At 68.4% G+C, this 18059-nt stretch carries 14 protein-coding genes; 11 read left to right on the forward strand and 3 right to left on the reverse strand.

Features of this window, described 5'->3' with window-relative positions; all coding sequences use genetic code 11:
* The first annotated feature begins 147 nt into the window (after nt 1-147).
* The gene (locus tag E6C64_RS16510) at nt 148-1257 is read left to right on the forward strand and encodes a 4-hydroxy-3-methylbut-2-enyl diphosphate reductase (RefSeq protein WP_136429291.1); all 1110 of its coding nucleotides are present in this window, start codon (nt 148-150) and stop codon (nt 1255-1257) included.
* Nucleotides 1254-1817, forward strand: a complete 564-nt coding sequence (locus tag E6C64_RS16515; protein WP_136428792.1) for a DUF6264 family protein — start codon at nt 1254-1256, stop codon at nt 1815-1817. The genes E6C64_RS16510 and E6C64_RS16515 overlap by 4 nt, the downstream gene beginning before the upstream one ends.
* Nucleotides 1818-2087: 270 nt before the next feature.
* Here the strand turns inward: E6C64_RS16515 and fbaA are convergent, their stop codons facing one another.
* Nucleotides 2088-3113, reverse strand: a complete 1026-nt coding sequence (gene fbaA, locus E6C64_RS16520; RefSeq protein ID WP_136428793.1) for a class II fructose-bisphosphate aldolase — start codon at nt 3111-3113, stop codon at nt 2088-2090.
* Nucleotides 3114-3319: 206 nt separating this feature from the next.
* On the opposite strand from fbaA, the gene E6C64_RS16525 reads away from it, so the two are divergent.
* From E6C64_RS16525 to E6C64_RS16560, 8 genes are all read left to right on the forward strand, one after another.
* Nucleotides 3320-4678: an NAD(P)H-dependent oxidoreductase gene (locus tag E6C64_RS16525; protein ID WP_136428794.1), complete on the forward strand. Its 1359-nt coding sequence runs from the start codon at nt 3320-3322 to the stop codon at nt 4676-4678.
* A 98-nt stretch (nt 4679-4776) separates the two neighbouring features.
* Nucleotides 4777-5517 carry a FadR/GntR family transcriptional regulator gene (locus tag E6C64_RS16530; protein ID WP_136428795.1) on the forward strand — a complete coding sequence of 247 codons (741 nt, stop codon included), beginning with the start codon at nt 4777-4779 and terminating at the stop codon, nt 5515-5517.
* Between the two features lie 95 nt (nt 5518-5612).
* Nucleotides 5613-6938, forward strand: coding sequence for an MFS transporter (locus tag E6C64_RS16535; RefSeq protein WP_136428796.1), 1326 nt, complete (start codon nt 5613-5615; stop codon nt 6936-6938).
* Nucleotides 6939-7057: 119 nt separating this feature from the next.
* On the forward strand, nt 7058-8326 hold the full coding sequence (locus E6C64_RS16540) for a four-carbon acid sugar kinase family protein (protein ID WP_136428797.1): 1269 nt from the start codon (nt 7058-7060) through the stop codon (nt 8324-8326).
* A gap of 71 nt (nt 8327-8397) precedes the next feature.
* Nucleotides 8398-9408, forward strand: coding sequence for a class II fructose-bisphosphatase (glpX, locus tag E6C64_RS16545; RefSeq protein WP_136428798.1), 1011 nt, complete (start codon nt 8398-8400; stop codon nt 9406-9408).
* Between the two features lie 234 nt (nt 9409-9642).
* Entirely contained in the window at nt 9643-10269 is a 627-nt protein-coding gene (locus tag E6C64_RS16550; RefSeq protein ID WP_136428799.1) for a TetR/AcrR family transcriptional regulator, read from the forward strand.
* Between the two features lie 2 nt (nt 10270-10271).
* Nucleotides 10272-12005 carry an ABC transporter ATP-binding protein gene (locus E6C64_RS16555; protein ID WP_136428800.1) on the forward strand — a complete coding sequence of 578 codons (1734 nt, stop codon included), beginning with the start codon at nt 10272-10274 and terminating at the stop codon, nt 12003-12005.
* On the forward strand, nt 12002-14104 hold the full coding sequence (locus E6C64_RS16560; protein ID WP_136428801.1) for an ABC transporter ATP-binding protein: 2103 nt from the start codon (nt 12002-12004) through the stop codon (nt 14102-14104). Before E6C64_RS16555 ends, E6C64_RS16560 begins: the two co-directional genes overlap by 4 nt.
* Nucleotides 14105-14272: 168 nt before the next feature.
* Here the strand turns inward: E6C64_RS16560 and E6C64_RS16565 are convergent, their stop codons facing one another.
* Entirely contained in the window at nt 14273-15736 is a 1464-nt protein-coding gene (locus E6C64_RS16565) for a DNA recombination protein RmuC (RefSeq protein WP_136428802.1), read from the reverse strand.
* Between the two features lie 70 nt (nt 15737-15806).
* Here E6C64_RS16565 and E6C64_RS16570 point away from each other — a divergent pair, with 70 nt between their 5' ends.
* Nucleotides 15807-17297, forward strand: a complete 1491-nt coding sequence (locus E6C64_RS16570; protein WP_136428803.1) for a CoA-acylating methylmalonate-semialdehyde dehydrogenase — start codon at nt 15807-15809, stop codon at nt 17295-17297.
* 126 nt (nt 17298-17423) lie between these two features.
* On the opposite strand, the gene E6C64_RS16575 is transcribed toward E6C64_RS16570, so the two are convergent.
* Nucleotides 17424-18008 carry a 3'-5' exonuclease gene (locus E6C64_RS16575; protein WP_136429293.1) on the reverse strand — a complete coding sequence of 195 codons (585 nt, stop codon included), beginning with the start codon at nt 18006-18008 and terminating at the stop codon, nt 17424-17426.
* Between the last annotated feature and the right edge of the window lie 51 nt (nt 18009-18059).

Genomic DNA, 18059 nt, shown 5'->3' on the forward strand with positions numbered 1-18059 from the left:
GTGCTGAGGGCGGGTGCTGAGGGCGGGTACTGGCGGTACGGCTGGGCGCCGCGTCGAGGCGGTCCGCCGCGGGGATGGGCTCCCGACGGACTCGGAACCGGCCCGAAGTAGGATCAGGGGGTGACAGACACGACCATCGGCCTCGGCATGCCCCGGATTCCGGGCACGCAGAGCGGTGTGCAGAGCAGGCTAGAGGATACCCCCGTCATCGGTCGCAAGCGGGTCCTGCTGGCCGCGCCGAGGGGCTACTGCGCCGGCGTCGACCGCGCTGTCATCGCCGTCGAGAAGGCCCTCGATCACTACGGATCGCCCGTCTACGTCCGCAAGCAGATCGTGCACAACATCCACGTCGTCACCGAGCTGGAGAAGCGCGGCGCGATCTTCGTCGACGAGGTCGACGAGGTGCCGACCGGCTCCACCATCGTCTTCAGCGCGCACGGTGTCGCGCCGACCGTCGTCCAGGGCGCCGCCGATCGCGGGCTGCACGCCATCGATGCGACATGCCCGCTGGTCACTAAGGTGCACCGCGAGGCGGTGCGCTTCGCGCGCGACGACTTCGAGATCCTGCTCATCGGCCATGAGGGCCACGAAGAGGTTGAAGGCACTGCGGGCGAGGCGCCCGAGCACATCACCCTCGTGACTTCTCCCGACGCCGTCGCGACCATCGAGGTCAAGGACCCCGACAAGGTCGTCTGGCTGTCCCAGACCACGCTGTCCGTCGACGAGACCATGGAGACGGTCCGACGCCTCCGCGAGCGCTTCCCGAACCTGCAGGATCCGCCGAGCGACGACATCTGCTACGCCACCCAGAACCGGCAGGTGGCGATCAAGAAGGTGGCTCGCGACTCGGATCTCGTCATCGTCGTCGGCTCCGCCAACTCGTCCAACTCCGTCCGCCTCGTCGAGGTCGCCCTCGAGCACGGCGCCAAGGCCGCCTACCGCGTGGACTACGCGAGCGAGCTCAAGCAGGAGTGGTTCGACGGAGTCCGCACGGTCGGGGTCACGAGTGGCGCATCGGTGCCCGAAGAGCTGGTCGACGAGGTCCTCGGGCTGCTGGCCGGCGCCGGATACGGAGACGTCGAAGAGGTGAAGACGGCGGAGGAGGACCTCATCTTCTCCCTGCCCAAGGAGCTGCGCCGCGACCTCAACGGGAACACCGACGCCCGTGGGGTCGGTGGACGGATCCGCACCACCGCATCGGGGCGGGCGGCCGAGGCGGCTGCTGCGAGCGCGGCGGCCTCGGGCGAGCAGCAGTGAGCGATCGTCCCACGTCGGGTCCCGCACCCCGCTACGGGGAGTACGGGCCGCGGGTGGACCAGCCGGCACCGGCCCCCGAGCGCGCTGCGAAGCAACCGGAAGAGCCGAGCGGTGGCTCCGCCTCACCGGAGCCCGATTCGCCGGCGGCCGCACAGCGTCAGCCGCGTCGGTGGGATGTCATCGTCACGGTCTTCCTGCTGGCCATCGGCCTGTATGTGACGCTCAGCTCGATCCCGCAGATGCTCGACCTCAGCGGCACGCTCGACCAGGTCTACCAGGCGGCGGGCTACGGACGCTTCACCAACGATTCGGTGGCCTCGGTCGTCGGCATCGTGATCAACGTCGTGCACGTCGTGCTGCTGATCCTCGCGTTCGCCATCGCGCTGCCGCGGCTCCGCACCGGACGGCTCGCCTTCTGGGCTCCACTGAGCGCAGGGGTGATCGCCGGAATCATCGGCGCGGTCCTCATCGGAGTGGTGATGGCAGGCGATCCCGCCCTGGCCGGCTATATCGACCAGCAGATGGCGACGCTGGCGCCGACCGCGACCTCGACGCCGTAGGACGACGAGGGCCTCGATACGGCGCTGACGCGCCTACTCGACCAACGGATGCCCGGCTCGTCGGGTCTTGATCCGGCGCAACGGCGCCTACTCGACCGACGGATAATGCACGCAGTCCGTTGGTCGAAGAGCGAGGAACGAGCGTCTCGAGACCGGCTGACCTGCCTGGACGGCCTCGATACGGCGCTGGCGCGCCTACTCGACCAACGAGAGGCGCCCCGCTGGGCCCACGGCGCACGCTTGCGCTGGGGACCGTATCGAGGCCGTTCGCTAGCTCTTGGACTTGCCGAACGAGCCGAGCTCCCGGGTGGCCTCGACGACGCGCTTGGCCATCGCGGACTCGGCGATCTTGCCCCAGCTGCGCGGGTCGTAGACCTTCTTGTTGCCGACCTCACCATCGACCTTGAGGAAGCCGTCGTAGTTCTTGAGGACGGTGTCGGCGATCGAGCGGCTGTAGGTGTACTGCGTGTCGGTGTCGATGTTCATCTTGATGACGCCGTTGCTCACGGCCTCGGTGATCTCCTCCTGGGTGGATCCCGATCCACCGTGGAACACCAGGTCGAGCGGCTTCGGCCCGTGACCGTACTTCTCGGCCAGACCGGCCTGGATCGCACCGAGCAGCTCGGGCTTCAGCTTGACGTTGCCGGGCTTGTAGACGCCGTGCACGTTGCCGAACGTCAGCGCCGCCATATAGCGGCCGTTCTCGCCGAGCCCCAGCGCCTCGATCGTCGCGATCGCATCGTCGAGCGTGGTGTACAGGTGCTCGTTGATCTCGTGGCTGACGCCGTCCTCCTCGCCGCCGACGACGCCGATCTCGACCTCGAGGATCGCGTTGATCGCCTTCGTGCGGGCGATGATCTCCTTCGCGATGTCGAGGTTCTCGGTCAGCGGCACGGCGGATCCGTCCCACATGTGCGATTGGAAGATCGGGTTGCGGCCGGCGCGCACCTCATCCTCTGATGCGGCGATGAGGGGGAGGACGAAGTTCTCCAGCGCATCCTTCGGGCAGTGGTCGGTGTGCAGCGCGACGGTGACCGGGTAGTTCTTGGCGACCTCGGTCGCGAATGCTGCGAAGGCCAGCGCGCCGGACGCACGGTTCTTGACCGACTGTCCGGCGAAGTAGTCGGCGCCGCCGGTGGTCACCTGGATGATTCCGTCCGAGCCGGCCTCGGTGAGCCCCTGCAGGACGGAGTTGATCGTCGAGGACGACGACACGTTGACGGCGGGGTAGGCGAAGCCCTCGATCTTCGCGCGGTCGAGCATCTCGGCGTACTGCTCCGGGGTGGCGACGGGCATGGGGCTCTCCTTGATTCGGGGCGCGACGCGCCGATGCAGGTCCGAGTCTATCGACGCCGGATCGGGCTTCGCGGGGCGCCGAGGCCGCCTTGACAAGCCCCACACCATCGCTCCATAATCGGTAAGTCAGATGGTCAGACCATCTAATCCGGCCGGTTCGCCGGTCTAGTACTTCCGCCACATCTCTACAAAGGAGTAGCTCCTTCATGAACCTCTTCAGCCTGCTCGAGCAGCGCCGGGACACCATGGGCCCCATCCGCGTCGGAGTCATCGGGGCCGGCAAGTTCGCCTCGATGTTCCTCACCCAGGCCTCGGTCTCCGACACCATCCACGTCGTCGGCGTCGCCGACATCAACGTGCCCAAGGCGCGTGACGCGATGGCCCGCACGGGCTGGACCGCCGATCGCTACGCCGCCGGCTCGTTCGCCGAGGCCCTGCGCGACGGCACCACCTACATCACCGATTCGAGCGACGCGCTCATCGAGGTGCCGCAGATCGAGGTCATCCTCGAGATCACCGGCAACCCGATCGTCGGCACGTACCACGCGTTGAAGTCGATCGACAACGGCAAGCACATCGTCATGGTCAACGTCGAGGCCGACTGCATGGTCGGCCCGATCCTGGCCCGCAAGGCCAGGGCCGCGGGAGTCGTCTACACGATGGCCTACGGCGACCAGCCCGCCCTCATCTCCGAGCTCGTCGACTGGTGCCGCACCGTCGGCTTCGACGTCGTGGCGGCAGGCAAGGGCACCAAGTACCTGCCCGAGTACAACTACTCCACGCCCGACACGGTCTGGAACTACTACGGCTTCACCGACGAGCAGCTCGCGACCGGCGACTTCAACCCGAAGATGTTCAACTCCTTCCTCGACGGCACCAAGTCGGCCATCGAGATGGCTGCCGTCGCGAACGGCACGGGGCTCATCCCGCAGGACGAGGGACTCAACTTCACTCCTGTCGGCGTCGACGATCTGCCCCAGATGCTCAAGGAGAAGGAGAAGGGGGGCACCCTCTCCCGCCGCGGCACTGTTGAGCTGATCTCGAGCCTCAACCGCGACGGCACCGAGGTCGTCCGCGACCTGCGCTGGGGCGTCTACGTCACATTCGAGGCGAAGACCGACTACGCCGCCCAGTGCTTCGCCGAGTACGGCGTCAAGACGGACGACTCCGGACGCTACGGATCGCTCTACCGGCCGTACCACATGATCGGGCTCGAGCTCGGGGTCTCCATCGCCTCGGCGGTGCTCCGCGGAGAGCCCACGGGATCGCCCACCGGCTTCCGCGGCGATGTCGTGACAACCGCGAAGAAGGACCTCACGGCAGGGGAGATCCTCGATGGCGAGGGCGGGTACACCGCCTTCGGCAAGCTCGCTCCCGCGCACATCTCGCTCGAGCACAATGCTCTGCCGCTCGGTCTGGCCCACGGGATGAAGCTCATCCGCGATGTACCGAAGGACCGCATGGTGAGCTGGGACGACGTCGCGCCGGACGAGACGCTCCCGGCCGTGCAGCTGCGCAAGCAGCTCGAGTCCGAGTTCCGCGCCGAATCCCTGGCCTCGGTCTGAGCTCCGGCTCAGGTCTCAGCGGAAATCCACGGTGCCTAGGATGAACTCCGTCGGCGGACCCGCCGGTCCCGCACTGTCGGTCGAGGAGTTGAGCCCGCGTGTCTGCAGAGAGCGGCTGGGAACCCGTACAGCGGATCCGCACGTACGAGCAGGTCATGTCGCAGATCGAGGATCGGATCCTCGATGGACGGCTGAAGGCGGGCGACCATCTGCCGAGCGAGCGGGACCTCGCGGTCCTGCTCGGCGTATCACGCCCCTCGCTCCGGGAATCGCTGCGGGTGCTCGAGGCGCTCGGCGTGGTGGACATCCGTCGCGGTGGAGGGGCGGATGGCGGAGCCGTCCTGCTGTCCTCGCCGGGGGAGGGCTTCGTCAACCTGCTGAAGCTCCAGCTCGCGCTGGGGCACTTCAGCCAGCGAGACGTCCTCGAGACGCGCATCGCGCTCGAGTCGTGGTCCTGTGCGGAGGCCGCCTATCGCCACAGTGACCTCGACATCACCGAGCTCGCCGCGATCCTCGATCTGATGGACGACCCAGAGATCGAGACGCCCGAATTCAACCGGCTCGACACGTCCTTCCACGTCCGGATCGCCGAGTCGACCGGCAACGCCCTCACCGCCCACCTCATGAGCTCACTCCGCATCGCGATCAATCGCCAGATGATCGAGGCCTACGCAGGCCTCGTCGACTGGCGGGCCACCGCGACCACCGTGCGGAGCGAGCACCGGCAGCTGCTCGACGCCATCGCGCGTCGTGACTCCGCCGGTGCCGTCGAGCACGTCCGAGCCCACATTCACAGCTTCTACCAGATCGGCAACGTCGGAGGCACTGCCTCCGGGTGACCTCCGGCCCCGCCGGAAACCCGGCGGCCCTCCGTTGATGCCAGTTCTTCAGGGTCGAACCCTGGGTCAACATCAAAGGAGATAGGAACCTCGCAATGACCGCAACCATCCAGTCCAAGGGATCCCAGGCAGCCCTGGGGTCGCCGGACAGACTCAAGACCGCCATCGGCAGCGCCGTCGGGACCACGGTCGAGAACTACGACTTCCTCGCCTACGGCACAGCCGCCGCGCTCTACTTCGGCGTCGTCTTCTTCCCGAGCGAGGACCCCGTCGTCGGCGTCCTCCTCGGCTTCCTCACCTTCGGCATCGGCTTCGCCATGCGCCCACTCGGCGGCATCATCGGCGGCTACCTCGGCGACAAGATCGGCCGCAAGCCGGTGCTCGTCGGAGCACTGCTCGTCATGGGCATCTCTACGGTGCTCATCGGCCTGCTGCCGACCTACGCGCAGGTCGGCATCCTCGCCCCGATCCTGCTCACCGTCATCCGCATCGTGCAGGGCCTCGCGTTCGGCGCCGAGTGGGGAGGCGCGATCCTGATGACGTTCGAGCACGCCCCGTGGCGCAAGCGCGGACGGTATGCCGCCATCCCGCAGGTGGGAGTGCCGCTCGGCGTCTTCCTGGCGAACATCGCGTTCCTCGCAACGACCAACCTCGACAGCGAGCTGGCGTGGCGCCTGCCGTTCCTGTTCAGCTCCGTGCTGATCATCGCGGGCATCATCATCCGCCTCAAGGTCTCGGAGTCGCCCGAGTTCGTCGAGACCAAGCGCGAGGGCGGGCTCGTCAAGAACCCGATCCTCACAGTGCTCAAGAACGACTGGCGCACCGTGCTCCGCGTGATCGCGCTTCGCCTCGCCGAGACCGGCGGCTTCTACGTGATCGTCACCTACCTGATCTCCTACATCACGACGACCGAGCTCGCCGATCGCACCACCGCGCTGACCGGCTTGATCATCGCCACGGCGATCGGCGTCCCGATGACGGTCCTCTGGGGATCGCTCAGCGACCGGATCGGTCGCAGGAAGGTCTACCTGATCGGCTGCATCCTCGTCGTCGCGTTCGCCTTCCCGCTGTTCCTGCTGGTCAACACGGGTGTGCCCGCGCTCATCGTGCTCGTCTACATCATCGGTCTGCCCGTCATCCACGACATGCTCGCAGGCACCCAGGGCGCGTACTTCAGCGAGCTGTTCGCCACCAACACCCGTACCTCGGGCGCATCGCTCGGCTACCAGTTCTCCGCCGCCATCTCCGGCTTCATCCCGCTCATCGCCGCCGCGGTCGCGGTAGGCGCCGGCTGGGGCGGAGTCGCGCTGATCTATCTCGCCGTCGGCCTGATCGGCCTCGTCGGTGTCGCGCTCACCCGCGAGACCTGGGGCGCGAAGCAGAAGGCGGAGGTCGAGGCCTACATCGCCTCGAACGACTGACCCACCCCACCCGGCTGTGCGTTCCGGCGCCGCGCGCGTGCGTCCCGTCCCTCCGACGTGGCGCCCGCCTGGCGCCGGAATCGCTCAGCGCTCCACGTCCCGACGACCCAGAGGCAGCAATGAAGACCATCGTCCTCGACGACGACCCCACCGGCACCCAGTCCGCGAGCAACGTCACCGTGCTGCTCGCATCGGATGAGGAGTCGCTGTTCACCGCACTGCGTGATGCGGACAGCGTCTACGTGCTGACCAACAGCCGCGCCATCGCCCAGCCGGAGGCCGTTGCGCTGGTCGCCGAGGTGCGTCGGATCGGCTTGAGCGTGGCCGAGCGACTGGGGGAGGAGGTGCAGTTCGTGCTCCGTGGCGACTCGACCCTGCGCGGTCACGTCTTCGCCGAGTCCGAGGTGTTCCTCGACGACCGGTCGGTGCTGATCTTCGTGCCGGCGTTCCCCGAGGGCGGCCGGACGACCATCGACGGCGTGCACTACGTCTCCGTCGGAGGAACGCCCATCGAGGCGCATCTCACCGAGTACGCAGACGATCCGGTGTTCCCGTTCGGCACGTCTGTGCTCGCGGACTACGTCGCCGAGAAGTCGGGCCGAACGGCGGTCTCCGTGCCGCTGCCTGCCGTCCGGGCAGGCGGCCTCGCGGCCGCTCTGACCTCGGCCGCCCCCGGCACCGTCGTGCTTCCCGATGTCGAGACCGGAGACGACGTGCGCCTCGTCGCGGCGGCAGTCCGGTCGGCACGCGCGAACGGCACGTCGATCGTCGTGCGCTCGGCGTCGCCACTGGCCGCCGCGCTCGCCGGGGTGGAGAGCAGCGGGCTGCTGGCGCGACCGCTCGTCGACGCCCCCCGCTCGACGCTGCTCGTCTGCGGCTCGCACACCGACGGCGCCACCGCGCAACTCGAGGCGGTCTCCGAGCTGTTCGGCCCGGCGACGGTCATCCCGACAGCGGACGCTCTCGCCGATCCCGTGGGCGCCGGCACCCGCATCGGCACGGTCGCGTCGGACCTCCTTGGCAGGCGACGATTCGCGGTGGTGACGACCGACCGGACCCGCTCCAGCGAGCACAACACGCTCGCCCACGGGGAGAGGGTGATGGTCGCCCTCACCACGGCGGTCGCCGCTGCGCTGCCGGAGGCCGAAGTCGTCGTCTCCAAGGGCGGTATCACCTCGGCCGAGGTCGCGCGCGTCGGCATGGGGGCGACCACCGCCAAGGTGCTCGGCCAGGTGCTGCCCGGCATCTCGGTCTGGTCGGTCCCCGTCCGCGACGGACGGGAGCTCCTGTACATCGTCGTGCCCGGCAATGTGGGTGGTCCCGATGCCCTGATCGGCGTGCTCGAGGCGCTCGACTGCGCGCCTGAGGCCGCCACATCCGCTCGATAGGCTTCAAGCACCCGGGAGAACGCACCCGCCGGGTCGATAACTGGGCGTCGTCGCCCGAAAGGGACTTCCCCATGGTCAGCACCGACACGGCAACGCTCTTCCTGCATCCCGATCGCAACCTGGCCATGGAGCTGGTGCGCGCCACCGAGGCCGCCGCCATCCGCGCCGTGCCGTTCATCGGCCGCGGCGACAAGAACGCCGCCGACAAGGCCGCGGTCGACGCGATGCGGGCATTCCTCGGAACCGTGAACTTCGACGGCGTCGTCGTGATCGGCGAGGGGGAGAAGGACAAGGCGCCGATGCTCTACAACGGCGAGCACGTCGGCAACGGCCGCGGGCCTGCCTGCGACATCGCGGTCGATCCGATCGACGGCACGTCGCTCACTGCTGCAGGCCGTCAGAACGCGCTGTCGATGATCGCCGTCGCCGACCGCGGCTCGATGCTCGACGCGTCGTCCGTGTTCTACATGGACAAGATCGTCACCGGACCCGAGGGCATCGGCATCGTCGACATCCGCAAGCCGATCGGCGAGAATATCCGCGCGCTGGCCAAGGCCAAGGGCAAGGCCGTCGAGGAGATGGTCGTCGCCGTCCTCGACCGCCCCCGGCACGCGCAGCTGATCGAGGACATCCGTGCGGCCGGCGCCGGAACTCGTCTGCTGCTCGACGGCGACGTCGCGGGCGGCATCAACGCGGCCCGCTACGAGACCCGGATCGACATCTGCGTCGGCACCGGCGGCAGCCCCGAGGGCGTCGCGACCGCGTGCGCGATCAAGGCGCTCGGCGGCCTGATCCAGGGTCGGCTCGCGCCGAAGACCGACGAGGAGCGCCAGAAGGGGCTCGATGCCGGCCTCCAGTTCGACTACGTGTACTCCGCCGACGAGCTCGTCCGCAGCGAGAATACGTTTTTCGTCGCCACGGGCGTCACCGACGGCGGGCTGGTCGACGGCGTGCGCCGCAAGGGACCGATCATCCGCACCGAGTCCATCGTGCTGCGTGCGCGCTCGGGCACGATCCGCCGCGTCATCGCCGATCACCTGGCCGAGAAGTGGCTCGGCGAGGACGTCTCCCTCCCGCTCTGAATCGGTCCTGGGGGCGAAGGGCCTCGATACGGGCGCGGGGCGCCCTACTCGACCAACGACTGAGGCGCGCAATCGGTGGTCGAGTAGGCCCGCCTGGGCTGTATCGAGGCCTGGCGTCCGGAGTCGCCTGGATACGGGGGCGGGGCGCCCTACTCGATCAACGAGGTCGCACGTCAGGTCGATGATCCTGTATCCATCGTTGCGGAGTGAGTGCTCACTCATTACGGTGGCGGAATGGTCGAAGACGTCGAGACGAGAGCCCGCGCACGTCCGCTCGCGCCCGACGACCGGCGCGATGCCATCCTCGATGCCGTCCTCCCACTCATCCGCGAGCATGGCTACGGGGTGTCGACCCGTCAGATAGCCGACGCAGCCGGCCTGGCGGAAGGGACGATCTTCCGTGCGTTCGGCGACAAGGAATCGCTGATCAACGCTGCCATCGCCCGGCTGTTCGATCCGCTTCCTCTGCTCGCTGCGCTGCGCAGCATCCCCTTCGATCTGCCACTGGAGGAGAAGGTCGCCGCGGTGATCGTCGCCCTGGGCGACAGATTCACCGAGATCAGGTCGGTGATGTCGGGTCTCGGTCTGCGATCGCGGCCGCCGGTCGCCGACGCCGCTCGCAGCCAATGGATCGACGTCGTTCGGGAGCTCTTCGCGGGGGACGAGCATCGGCTCGCCATCCCGATCGACAGCCTGGCTCACTACATCCGACTGGTCGCATTCTCATCCGCGCTGCCTCCGCTCAACTTCGCACACGAGTTCTCGCCCGCCGAGCTCGCAGATCTGATCGTCTTCGGCGCCACCCGAGAAGGCGAGCCGTACTTCCGCACCGGCACCCGACCCACCCAGAACGAGGTCTGAACATGCTCATGCGCATCCTGCGCCGTTACGTCGGTCCCCATTGGCCGCTGCTGGTCGGCGTCGTCGTGTTCCAGATCGGCCAGTCGATCGCCTCCCTCTACCTGCCGAGCCTGAACGCCGACATCATCGACAACGGCGTCGCGGTGGGTGACACGGGCTACATCCTGCGGATCGGCGCGATCATGCTCGGGATCACCCTCGTGCAGGTCGTCTGCGCAGTCGCAGCCGTCTACTTCGGCGCGAAGATCGCCATGCGCGTCGGCCGCGACATGCGGGCCAGCATCGTCTCCCACGTCGGCGACTTCTCCGAGCGCGAGGTCTCCCGATTCGGCGCCGCATCGCTGATCACCCGGTCGACGAACGACGTGCAGCAGGTGCAGATGCTGGTGCTGATGACCTGCACCCTGCTCGTGTCCGCGCCCATCCTCAGCATCGGCGGGGTGATCATGGCCCTGCGCGAGGACGTCCAGCTGTCCTGGATCCTCGTCGTCGCGATCCCGGTGCTGCTCGTCGCGGTCGGCCTGATCATCTCCCGCATGGTTCCGCAGTTCCAGAAGATGCAGGCGCGGATCGACACCGTCAACCGCGTGCTGCGCGAGCAGCTCACCGGCATCCGGGTAGTCCGCGCGTTTGTCCGCGAGGACGAGGAGGTCGGCCGCTTCGCCGACGCCAACGCCGCGGTCACCGAGACCGCGGTCTTCGCGGGGCGGCTGTTCGCCCTGATGTTCCCGACCGTGCTGCTGATCCTCAACGTCTCGAGCGTGGCCGTGCTCTGGTTCGGCGCCTACCGAATCCAGGACGGTGGCATGGAGGTCGGGGCGCTGACCGCGTTCCTCAGCTACCTCATCCAGATCCTGATGGCGGTCATGATGGCGACCTTCATCGGCGTGCTCGCCCCCCGGGCCTCCGTGTCCGCGGGTCGGATCGGCGAGGTGCTGGGAACGGACACCTCCGTCGTTCCGCCGGTGGAGCCCATCACCGAGTTCCGCTCGCACGGCGAGGTGGAGCTCCGCAGCGCGACCTTCAGCTACCCCGGCGCCGAGCAGCCGGTCCTGCACGAGGTGAGCTTCTCCGCGCATCGCGGACAGACCACGGCCATCGTGGGCAGCACGGGCGCCGGCAAGACCACCCTCGTCAACCTGATCCCGCGCCTGTTCGACGTCACGGGCGGCGCCGTGCTGGTCGACGGCGTGGATGTGCGCGAGCTCGACCCCGATCTGCTGCACAGCCGGATGGGAATCGTGCCCCAGCGCCCCTACCTGTTCTCGGGCACGGTCGCGAGCAACCTGCGCTTCGGCGACCCGGATGCCACGGACGAGCAGCTCTGGGAGGCGCTCGAGATCGCGCAGGGACGGGACTTCGTCGAGGCCATGCCCGGCGGGCTCGACGCCCCGATCGCGCAGGGCGGCACCAACGTGTCCGGCGGTCAGCGCCAGCGGCTGGCGATCGCCCGAGCGCTCGTGAAGCGACCGGAGATCTACCTCTTCGACGACTCGTTCTCGGCGCTGGACACCGCGACAGACGCACGGCTGCGGGCTGCGCTCGCCCGCTCGGTCGGGGATGCCACGATCATCGTCGTGGCCCAGCGGGTGGCGACGGTCCTGTCCGCGGATCGGATCATCGTGCTCGACCACGGCAGAGTCGTCGGTTCGGGCACCCATGAGGAGCTGCTCGAGAGCTCGGCGGAGTACGCCGAGATCGTCGCCAGCCAGCTGGCAGTGGAGGAGGCGGCATGAGCGCGCCGGCAACAGGATCGTCGTCCGGAACGTCATCCGCACCGGCATCCGCATCGCGGGCGCCCGTCCGTCCGCCGATGGGCGGCGGCCCTGGCCGTGGCGGTCCCTTCGGCGGGATGGGCATGCCGGCCGAGAAGGCGATGTCCTTCGTCCCGTCCGCCAAGCGTCTGTTCGCACGCCTGCGCCCGGAGCGCGCGGGAGTGATCATCGTCGTCGCGCTCGGCGTGATCAGCGTGGTGCTGTCCGTCATCGGTCCCAAGCTGCTCGGCACCGCGACCAACATCATCTTCGAGGGCGTGATCTCGTCGCAGCTGCCGGCCGGGGCGACCAAGGCCGAGGTGATCGCCCAGCTCGAGGCGAGCGGCGACACGCAGCGGGCCGATCTCATTCGCGGACTCACCCTCGACCCGGGCGCCGGCATCGACTTCAGCCGGCTGAGCATGGTGCTCGGTATCGTGCTGCTGCTCTACGTCTTCGCGTCGATCTTCGGATATCTCCAGGGCTACGTGCTCAACGGGATCACCCAGCGCACGGTCTATCGCCTGCGCGAGGAGGTGGAGGCGAAGATCCACCGCCTTCCGCTCAGCTACTTCGACCGCACCCCGCGCGGCGAGCTGCTCAGCCGGGTCACCAACGACATCGACAACATCTCGCAGAGCCTGCAGCAGACGATGAGCCAGCTGATCACCTCGCTGCTGACCGTTGTTGGCGTGCTGGCGATGATGTTCTTCATCTCCCCGCTGCTGGCACTCATCGCCCTCATCACCATCCCGCTGACGCTCGGCCTCGTCACCGTCATCGGCAAGCGCTCGCAGAAGAGATTCGTGGCCCAGTGGCGCGAGACGGGCGTCTTGAACGGGCAGATCGAAGAGGCGTTCAGCGGGCACGCGCTCGTGAAGGTCTTCGGGCGGCAGCGCGACATCATGAACCGGTTCGGTGAGACGAACGACAAGCTCTACGCGGCGAGCTTCGGTGCGCAGTTCATCAGCGGCCTGATCATGCCGGCGTCGATGTTCGTCGGCAACCTCGTCTACGTCGCCATCGCCGTCGTCGGCGGACTCATGGTGTCGGGGGGCTCCATGTCCCTCGGCGACGTGCAGGCCTTCATCCAGTACTCCCGACAGTTCACCCAGCCGCTCACCCAGCTGGGCTCGATGGCCAACCTGCTGCAGTCGGGCGTCGCGAGCGCCGAGCGAGTCTTCGAGCTGCTCGATGCGCCCGAGCAGATAGCTGATCCCGTGCCCGCGGTCTCGCCGTTGACGCGGACCGGACGGCTCGCCTTCGAGGACGTCTCGTTCCGATACGCGCCCGACGTGCCCCTGCTCGAGAATGTCTCGCTCATCGCCGAGCCCGGATCGACGGTCGCGATCGTCGGACCGACCGGCGCGGGCAAGACCACCCTGGTGAACCTCGTCATGCGCTTCTACGAGGTGGACGAGGGCAGGATCACCCTCGACGGGGTCGACATCGCGGCCATGACCCGCGACGACCTCCGCTCCCGCACGGGCATGGTGCTGCAGGACACCTGGCTCTTCGGCGGCACCATCCGCGACAACCTGCTCTACGGCCGCCCCGAGGCGACGGAGGAGGAGCTGCTCGAGGCCGCGCGCGCCAGCTACGTCGACCGGTTCGTGCATGCGCTGCCGGACGGCTACGACACCGTGCTCGATGACGAGGCGTCGAATGTGAGTGCCGGTGAGAAGCAGCTGATCACTATCGCGCGGGCCTTCCTCGCCCGACCCAGCGTGCTCATCCTCGACGAGGCGACCAGCTCGGTGGACACACGAACCGAGCTGCTCGTCCAGCGGGCGATGGCCGAGCTGCGTCGGGACCGCACGAGCTTCGTGATCGCGCATCGGCTCTCCACGATCCGCGATGCCGATCTCATCCTCGTGATGGAGGCAGGGCACATCGTGGAGCAGGGCACCCATGACGAGCTCCTGCTGGCGGATGGCGCCTACGCGCGGCTGTATCGGGCCCAGTTCGCGGCGCCGGCCGACGATGAGGACGGATCGGCGGCCGCCGAGGCGGCCGCTCCGGCGGAAGCGGCTCGCGCTGAGGCCGCTCCGGCGGAAGCGGCTCCGGCAGGGATGGCGTAGGGACGGGCGCGGATCACGACAGTCCGCGCCACGCGTTCATCTGACGGCGTTGCCGGTGACATGACCTGAATGGTGGGTGGTGACGCCTGACACCCGCCACTCGGGTCAACTGACGCTTCGTGCACCCGCCATTCGCGTCAGGTCACCAGGAGGCGAGACCGTCGGGGATCAGGCGGTGCGCCTGTCCTGGCGAGCGGGCAGGGGAGAGAAGGGATCGATCGCGTCGGCTGCCGGTGCGACCGCATCGAGTTCGCGGAGGCGACGGGCATCGGACGCCGACACGGCATCCATCGCAGCGATGGGGGCCGGCGCGGTCTCGTAGTCCACGAGGTCGAGGTCCTCGGTCTCATCCAGCGGGGAGGTGAGCTCGATGGCGGTCAGCTCGCGCTTGGTCTCCTCGATCGGCGTCAGCTCGGCGAGCAGCTTCGACTCATCGAGGGCGTTGAGCTTGCGGGCGGAGGGCAGCACCTGGCGCTCGAGCGATCCGACGAAGACGTTGTAGTCCTTCACGCTGCGCTCGATGGAGCGGCCCAGCTTGTCGACGTGCCCCGCCATCGTGGACAGTCGTCCGTAGAGCTCCTTGCTGAGGTCGAAGAGGGTCTTGGCCTCCTGCGTGACGACGTCCTGCTGCCAGCTGAAGGCCACCGTCTTGAGCACCGACCACAGGGTCACGGGGGAGGAGAGGGCCACCCGCTTGCTGAAGGCGAATTCCATGATCGACGGGTCGGCCTCGAGCGCGGACGAGACGAGCGATTCGCTCGGGATGAAGGCGATGACCATCTCGGGGCTCGCCTCGAGTCCGTCCCAGTAGGCCTTCGAACCGAGGGCGGTGATGTGATCGCGGACCGCCTTCACATGCGCCTTCATCAGCAGCGCCTTGCGGGCGAGCTCGGCATCCGACGCGGTGACGGGGATCGCGGCCGCCTCGATGTATGAGGTGAACGGGACCTTCGCGTCGACGGCGATGCTCTTGCCCCCGGGCAGCCGGACGATCATGTCGGGGCGTCCGGCTCCGGCATCGGAGCTGATGCTGGACTGCACGTCGAAGTCGACGCGCTGGAGCAGGCCGGCGGCCTCGACGACGCTGCGCAGCTGGGTCTCGCCCCACACGCCCCGCGTGCTGTTGGAACGCAGCGCCGATGCGAGCGACTCCGCGGTGCTGCGCAGTCGCTCCTCGGACTCCGCGGCAGTGCGCAGCCGCTGGGCGATCTCGCCGTGCTGCTGAGCCCGCTGGGTCTCGAGCTCGTCGACCTTGGTCTGCATCATCCGCAAGGACTCCTGCACCGGACTCAGCGCCTGGAGCACTCTGCTCTCGTCGGCCTCGTGTCGGGCGCGGGCCTCGCGCTCGGCCTCGGTGCGCTCCATGAACTCGAGCAGACGATCCTCAGCCGCGCCGAGCTGCTCGCGCAGGCCGTGCGCGCTGGCCTGTGCGCCGGCGAGCTCGGCCTGCAGCGACGCCCGGCTCACTGCCTCTTCCGCGCGCAGCCGGTCGAGCTCGGCAGCATGGCGGGCGGCGGAGAGCTCGGGGCTCTCAGCGCTGGATCGGCGGCCGCGCGCAGCGAGCGAGGCGAGCAGCGCACCGATGCCGGCGCCGAGCGCGAGGCCGACGAGGAGGGTGAGGACGGGATCCATGGGGACAGTGTCGCGGTGCCCTCCGACACCGCGTTCCAGTGGCCCCGCGCGCCGCTAATAGAGTGATCGCATGAGCCTCATCGAGCACTGGATCGACGGAAAGAACCACCCCAGCGCGAGCGGCCGCACCGGTCCCGTGTTCGACCCCGCACAGGGCGTCAAGCAGCGCGACGTGGTGCTCGCGGACGAGGCCGAGATCGAAGCGGCCGTCGCCGCCGCCAAGGCTGCGTTTCCCGCCTGGCGCGACACCTCGATCGCCAAGCGATCCACCATCATGTTCGCCTTCCGCGAGCTGCTCAACGCGCGCAAGGGCGAGCTGGCAGCCATCCTCACCTCCGAGCACGGCAAGGTCCTCTCCGACGCTGCCGGCGAGATCGCGCGCGGCCTCGAGGTCGTGGAATTCGCGCTGTCCTTCCCGCACCTGATGAAGGGCGACTTCAGCGAGAACGTGTCGACCGGCGTCGACGTCTACTCCCTGCGCCAGCCCCTGGGCGTCGTCGGCATCATCAGCCCCTTCAACTTCCCGGCCATGGTGCCGATGTGGTTCTTCCCGATCGCCATCGCGGCCGGCAACACCGTTGTGCTCAAGCCGAGCGAGAAGGACCCGTCCGCAGCCAACTGGATGGCTGAGCTGCTCACCGAAGCGGGGCTGCCCGACGGCGTCTTCAACGTGCTGCACGGCGACAAGGTCGCCGTCGACGGCCTGCTCGAGCACCCCGACGTCAAGTCGATCAGCTTCGTCGGGTCCACCCCGATCGCCCAGTACATCTACGAGACCGCGGCGAAGAACGGCAAGCGCGTCCAGGCCCTTGGCGGCGCCAAGAACCACATGCTCGTGCTGCCCGACGCCGACCTCGACCTCGTCGCCGACTCCGCCGTCAATGCGGGCTTCGGCTCCGCCGGCGAGCGCTGCATGGCGATCTCCGTCGTCGTAGCCGTCGAGCCTGTCGCCGACGAGCTGATCGCCAAGATCACCGAGCGCGTGGCCGGGCTCAAGGTCGGCGACGGCACCCGCGGCTGCGACATGGGCCCGCTGATCACCAAGGAGCACCGCGACAAGGTCGCCTCCTACCTCGATCTGGCGGTCGAAGACGGCGCGGAACTGGTCGTCGACGGCCGCGGCATCGAGGTCGACGGCGAGGCCGACGGCTTCTGGCTGGGCGCCACCCTCATCGACAAGGTGCCGACGACCTCTCGGGTCTACACCGACGAGATCTTCGGACCTGTGCTCTCCGTCGTCCGCGTCGCCACCTATGAGGAGGGCGTCGAGTTGATCAACTCATCGCAGTACGGCAACGGCACGGCGATCTTCACCAACGACGGGGGCGCCGCGCGGCGCTTCCAGAACGAGGTCGAGGTTGGCATGATCGGCATCAACGTGCCGATTCCGGTGCCCGTCTCGTACTACTCGTTCGGCGGCTGGAAGAACTCGCTGTTCGGCGACGCCAAGGCGTACGGCCCCGACGCGTTCCACTTCTTCACCCGGCAGAAGGCGGTCACCGCCCGCTGGCTCGACCCGAGCCACGGCGGCATCAACCTGGGCTTCCCCCAGAACGCCTGACCCGCCGAGCCGCTCGAACGCACAACGCGGCGTTGCGGACAAAACGCGCTGGTACCCGGCCGCGTTTCGTCCTCAGCGCAGCGTTGTGTCCGCGGCGATGCGCTTTGTCGGGAGGCCGAGCGCTCGTCAGGCAACGGCGACGTCGAGCAGGCTGCCGATGCGGCCGATCCGGGCACGGGTGATCGCGGCGAGGTCGAGGATGCCATCCGCCCCGTGGCGGCGCCCGGCGTGGATGACGATCGCGGCGCACGCCTCGGCGTCTCCCATCGCATCGTGATGCCGGAAGTCCTCGAAGCCGGCCGCCATCGCGGCGATCGGCAGCCGGTACGACTCGAGCGCGTAGGTGCGCCGCGCGACCTGGAGGCTGCAGAGGTACGAGTAGCTGGGAGTCGGCATGAAGCTCGCCTCGCAGGCAGCCCGGATCACGGCCATGTCGAAACCGGCGTTGTGTGCGACGAGCACGTCGTCTCCGGCGAACTCCACGAGATCGGGCAGCTGCTCGCGCCAGACGAGCGCCGTCTCGATGTCGCGCTCCTCGATGCCGTGGATCCTGGTGTTCCACTCGAGGAATCCACCGTGCCCTGCCGGTGGACGGATGTACCACCAATCCCGCTCGACGACTCTGCCGTCGCGCACCTTCACGAGCCCGACCGAGCAGGCGGAGGCGCTGGAGCGGTTGGCGGTCTCGAAATCGATCGCGGTGAAATCCATCGTCACGCCATGAGGCTCGCACCTACCTCCGACGCCGCGACCCCGCCCCGC

The organism is Naasia lichenicola (assembly GCF_004801885.1).
GTDB classification, from domain to species: Bacteria; Actinomycetota; Actinomycetes; order Actinomycetales; family Microbacteriaceae; genus Naasia; species Naasia lichenicola.

Bases quoted from the DNA above. Each gene is read 5' to 3' on its own strand.
- E6C64_RS16510 (WP_136429291.1), top strand. From the start codon at position 148: ATGCCCCGGATTCCGGGCACGCAGAGCGGTGTGCAGAGCAGGCTAGAG.
- fbaA (WP_136428793.1), bottom strand. From the start codon at position 3,113: ATGCCCGTCGCCACCCCGGAGCAGTACGCCGAGATGCTCGACCGCGCG.
- E6C64_RS16525 (WP_136428794.1), top strand. From the start codon at position 3,320: ATGAACCTCTTCAGCCTGCTCGAGCAGCGCCGGGACACCATGGGCCCC.
- E6C64_RS16535 (WP_136428796.1), top strand. From the start codon at position 5,613: ATGACCGCAACCATCCAGTCCAAGGGATCCCAGGCAGCCCTGGGGTCG.
- E6C64_RS16540 (WP_136428797.1), top strand. From the start codon at position 7,058: ATGAAGACCATCGTCCTCGACGACGACCCCACCGGCACCCAGTCCGCG.
- glpX (WP_136428798.1), top strand. From the start codon at position 8,398: ATGGTCAGCACCGACACGGCAACGCTCTTCCTGCATCCCGATCGCAAC.
- E6C64_RS16550 (WP_136428799.1), top strand. From the start codon at position 9,643: ATGGTCGAAGACGTCGAGACGAGAGCCCGCGCACGTCCGCTCGCGCCC.
- E6C64_RS16555 (WP_136428800.1), top strand. From the start codon at position 10,272: ATGCTCATGCGCATCCTGCGCCGTTACGTCGGTCCCCATTGGCCGCTG.
- E6C64_RS16560 (WP_136428801.1), top strand. From the start codon at position 12,002: ATGAGCGCGCCGGCAACAGGATCGTCGTCCGGAACGTCATCCGCACCG.
- E6C64_RS16565 (WP_136428802.1), bottom strand. From the start codon at position 15,736: ATGGATCCCGTCCTCACCCTCCTCGTCGGCCTCGCGCTCGGCGCCGGC.
- E6C64_RS16570 (WP_136428803.1), top strand. From the start codon at position 15,807: ATGAGCCTCATCGAGCACTGGATCGACGGAAAGAACCACCCCAGCGCG.
- E6C64_RS16575 (WP_136429293.1), bottom strand. From the start codon at position 18,008: ATGGATTTCACCGCGATCGATTTCGAGACCGCCAACCGCTCCAGCGCC.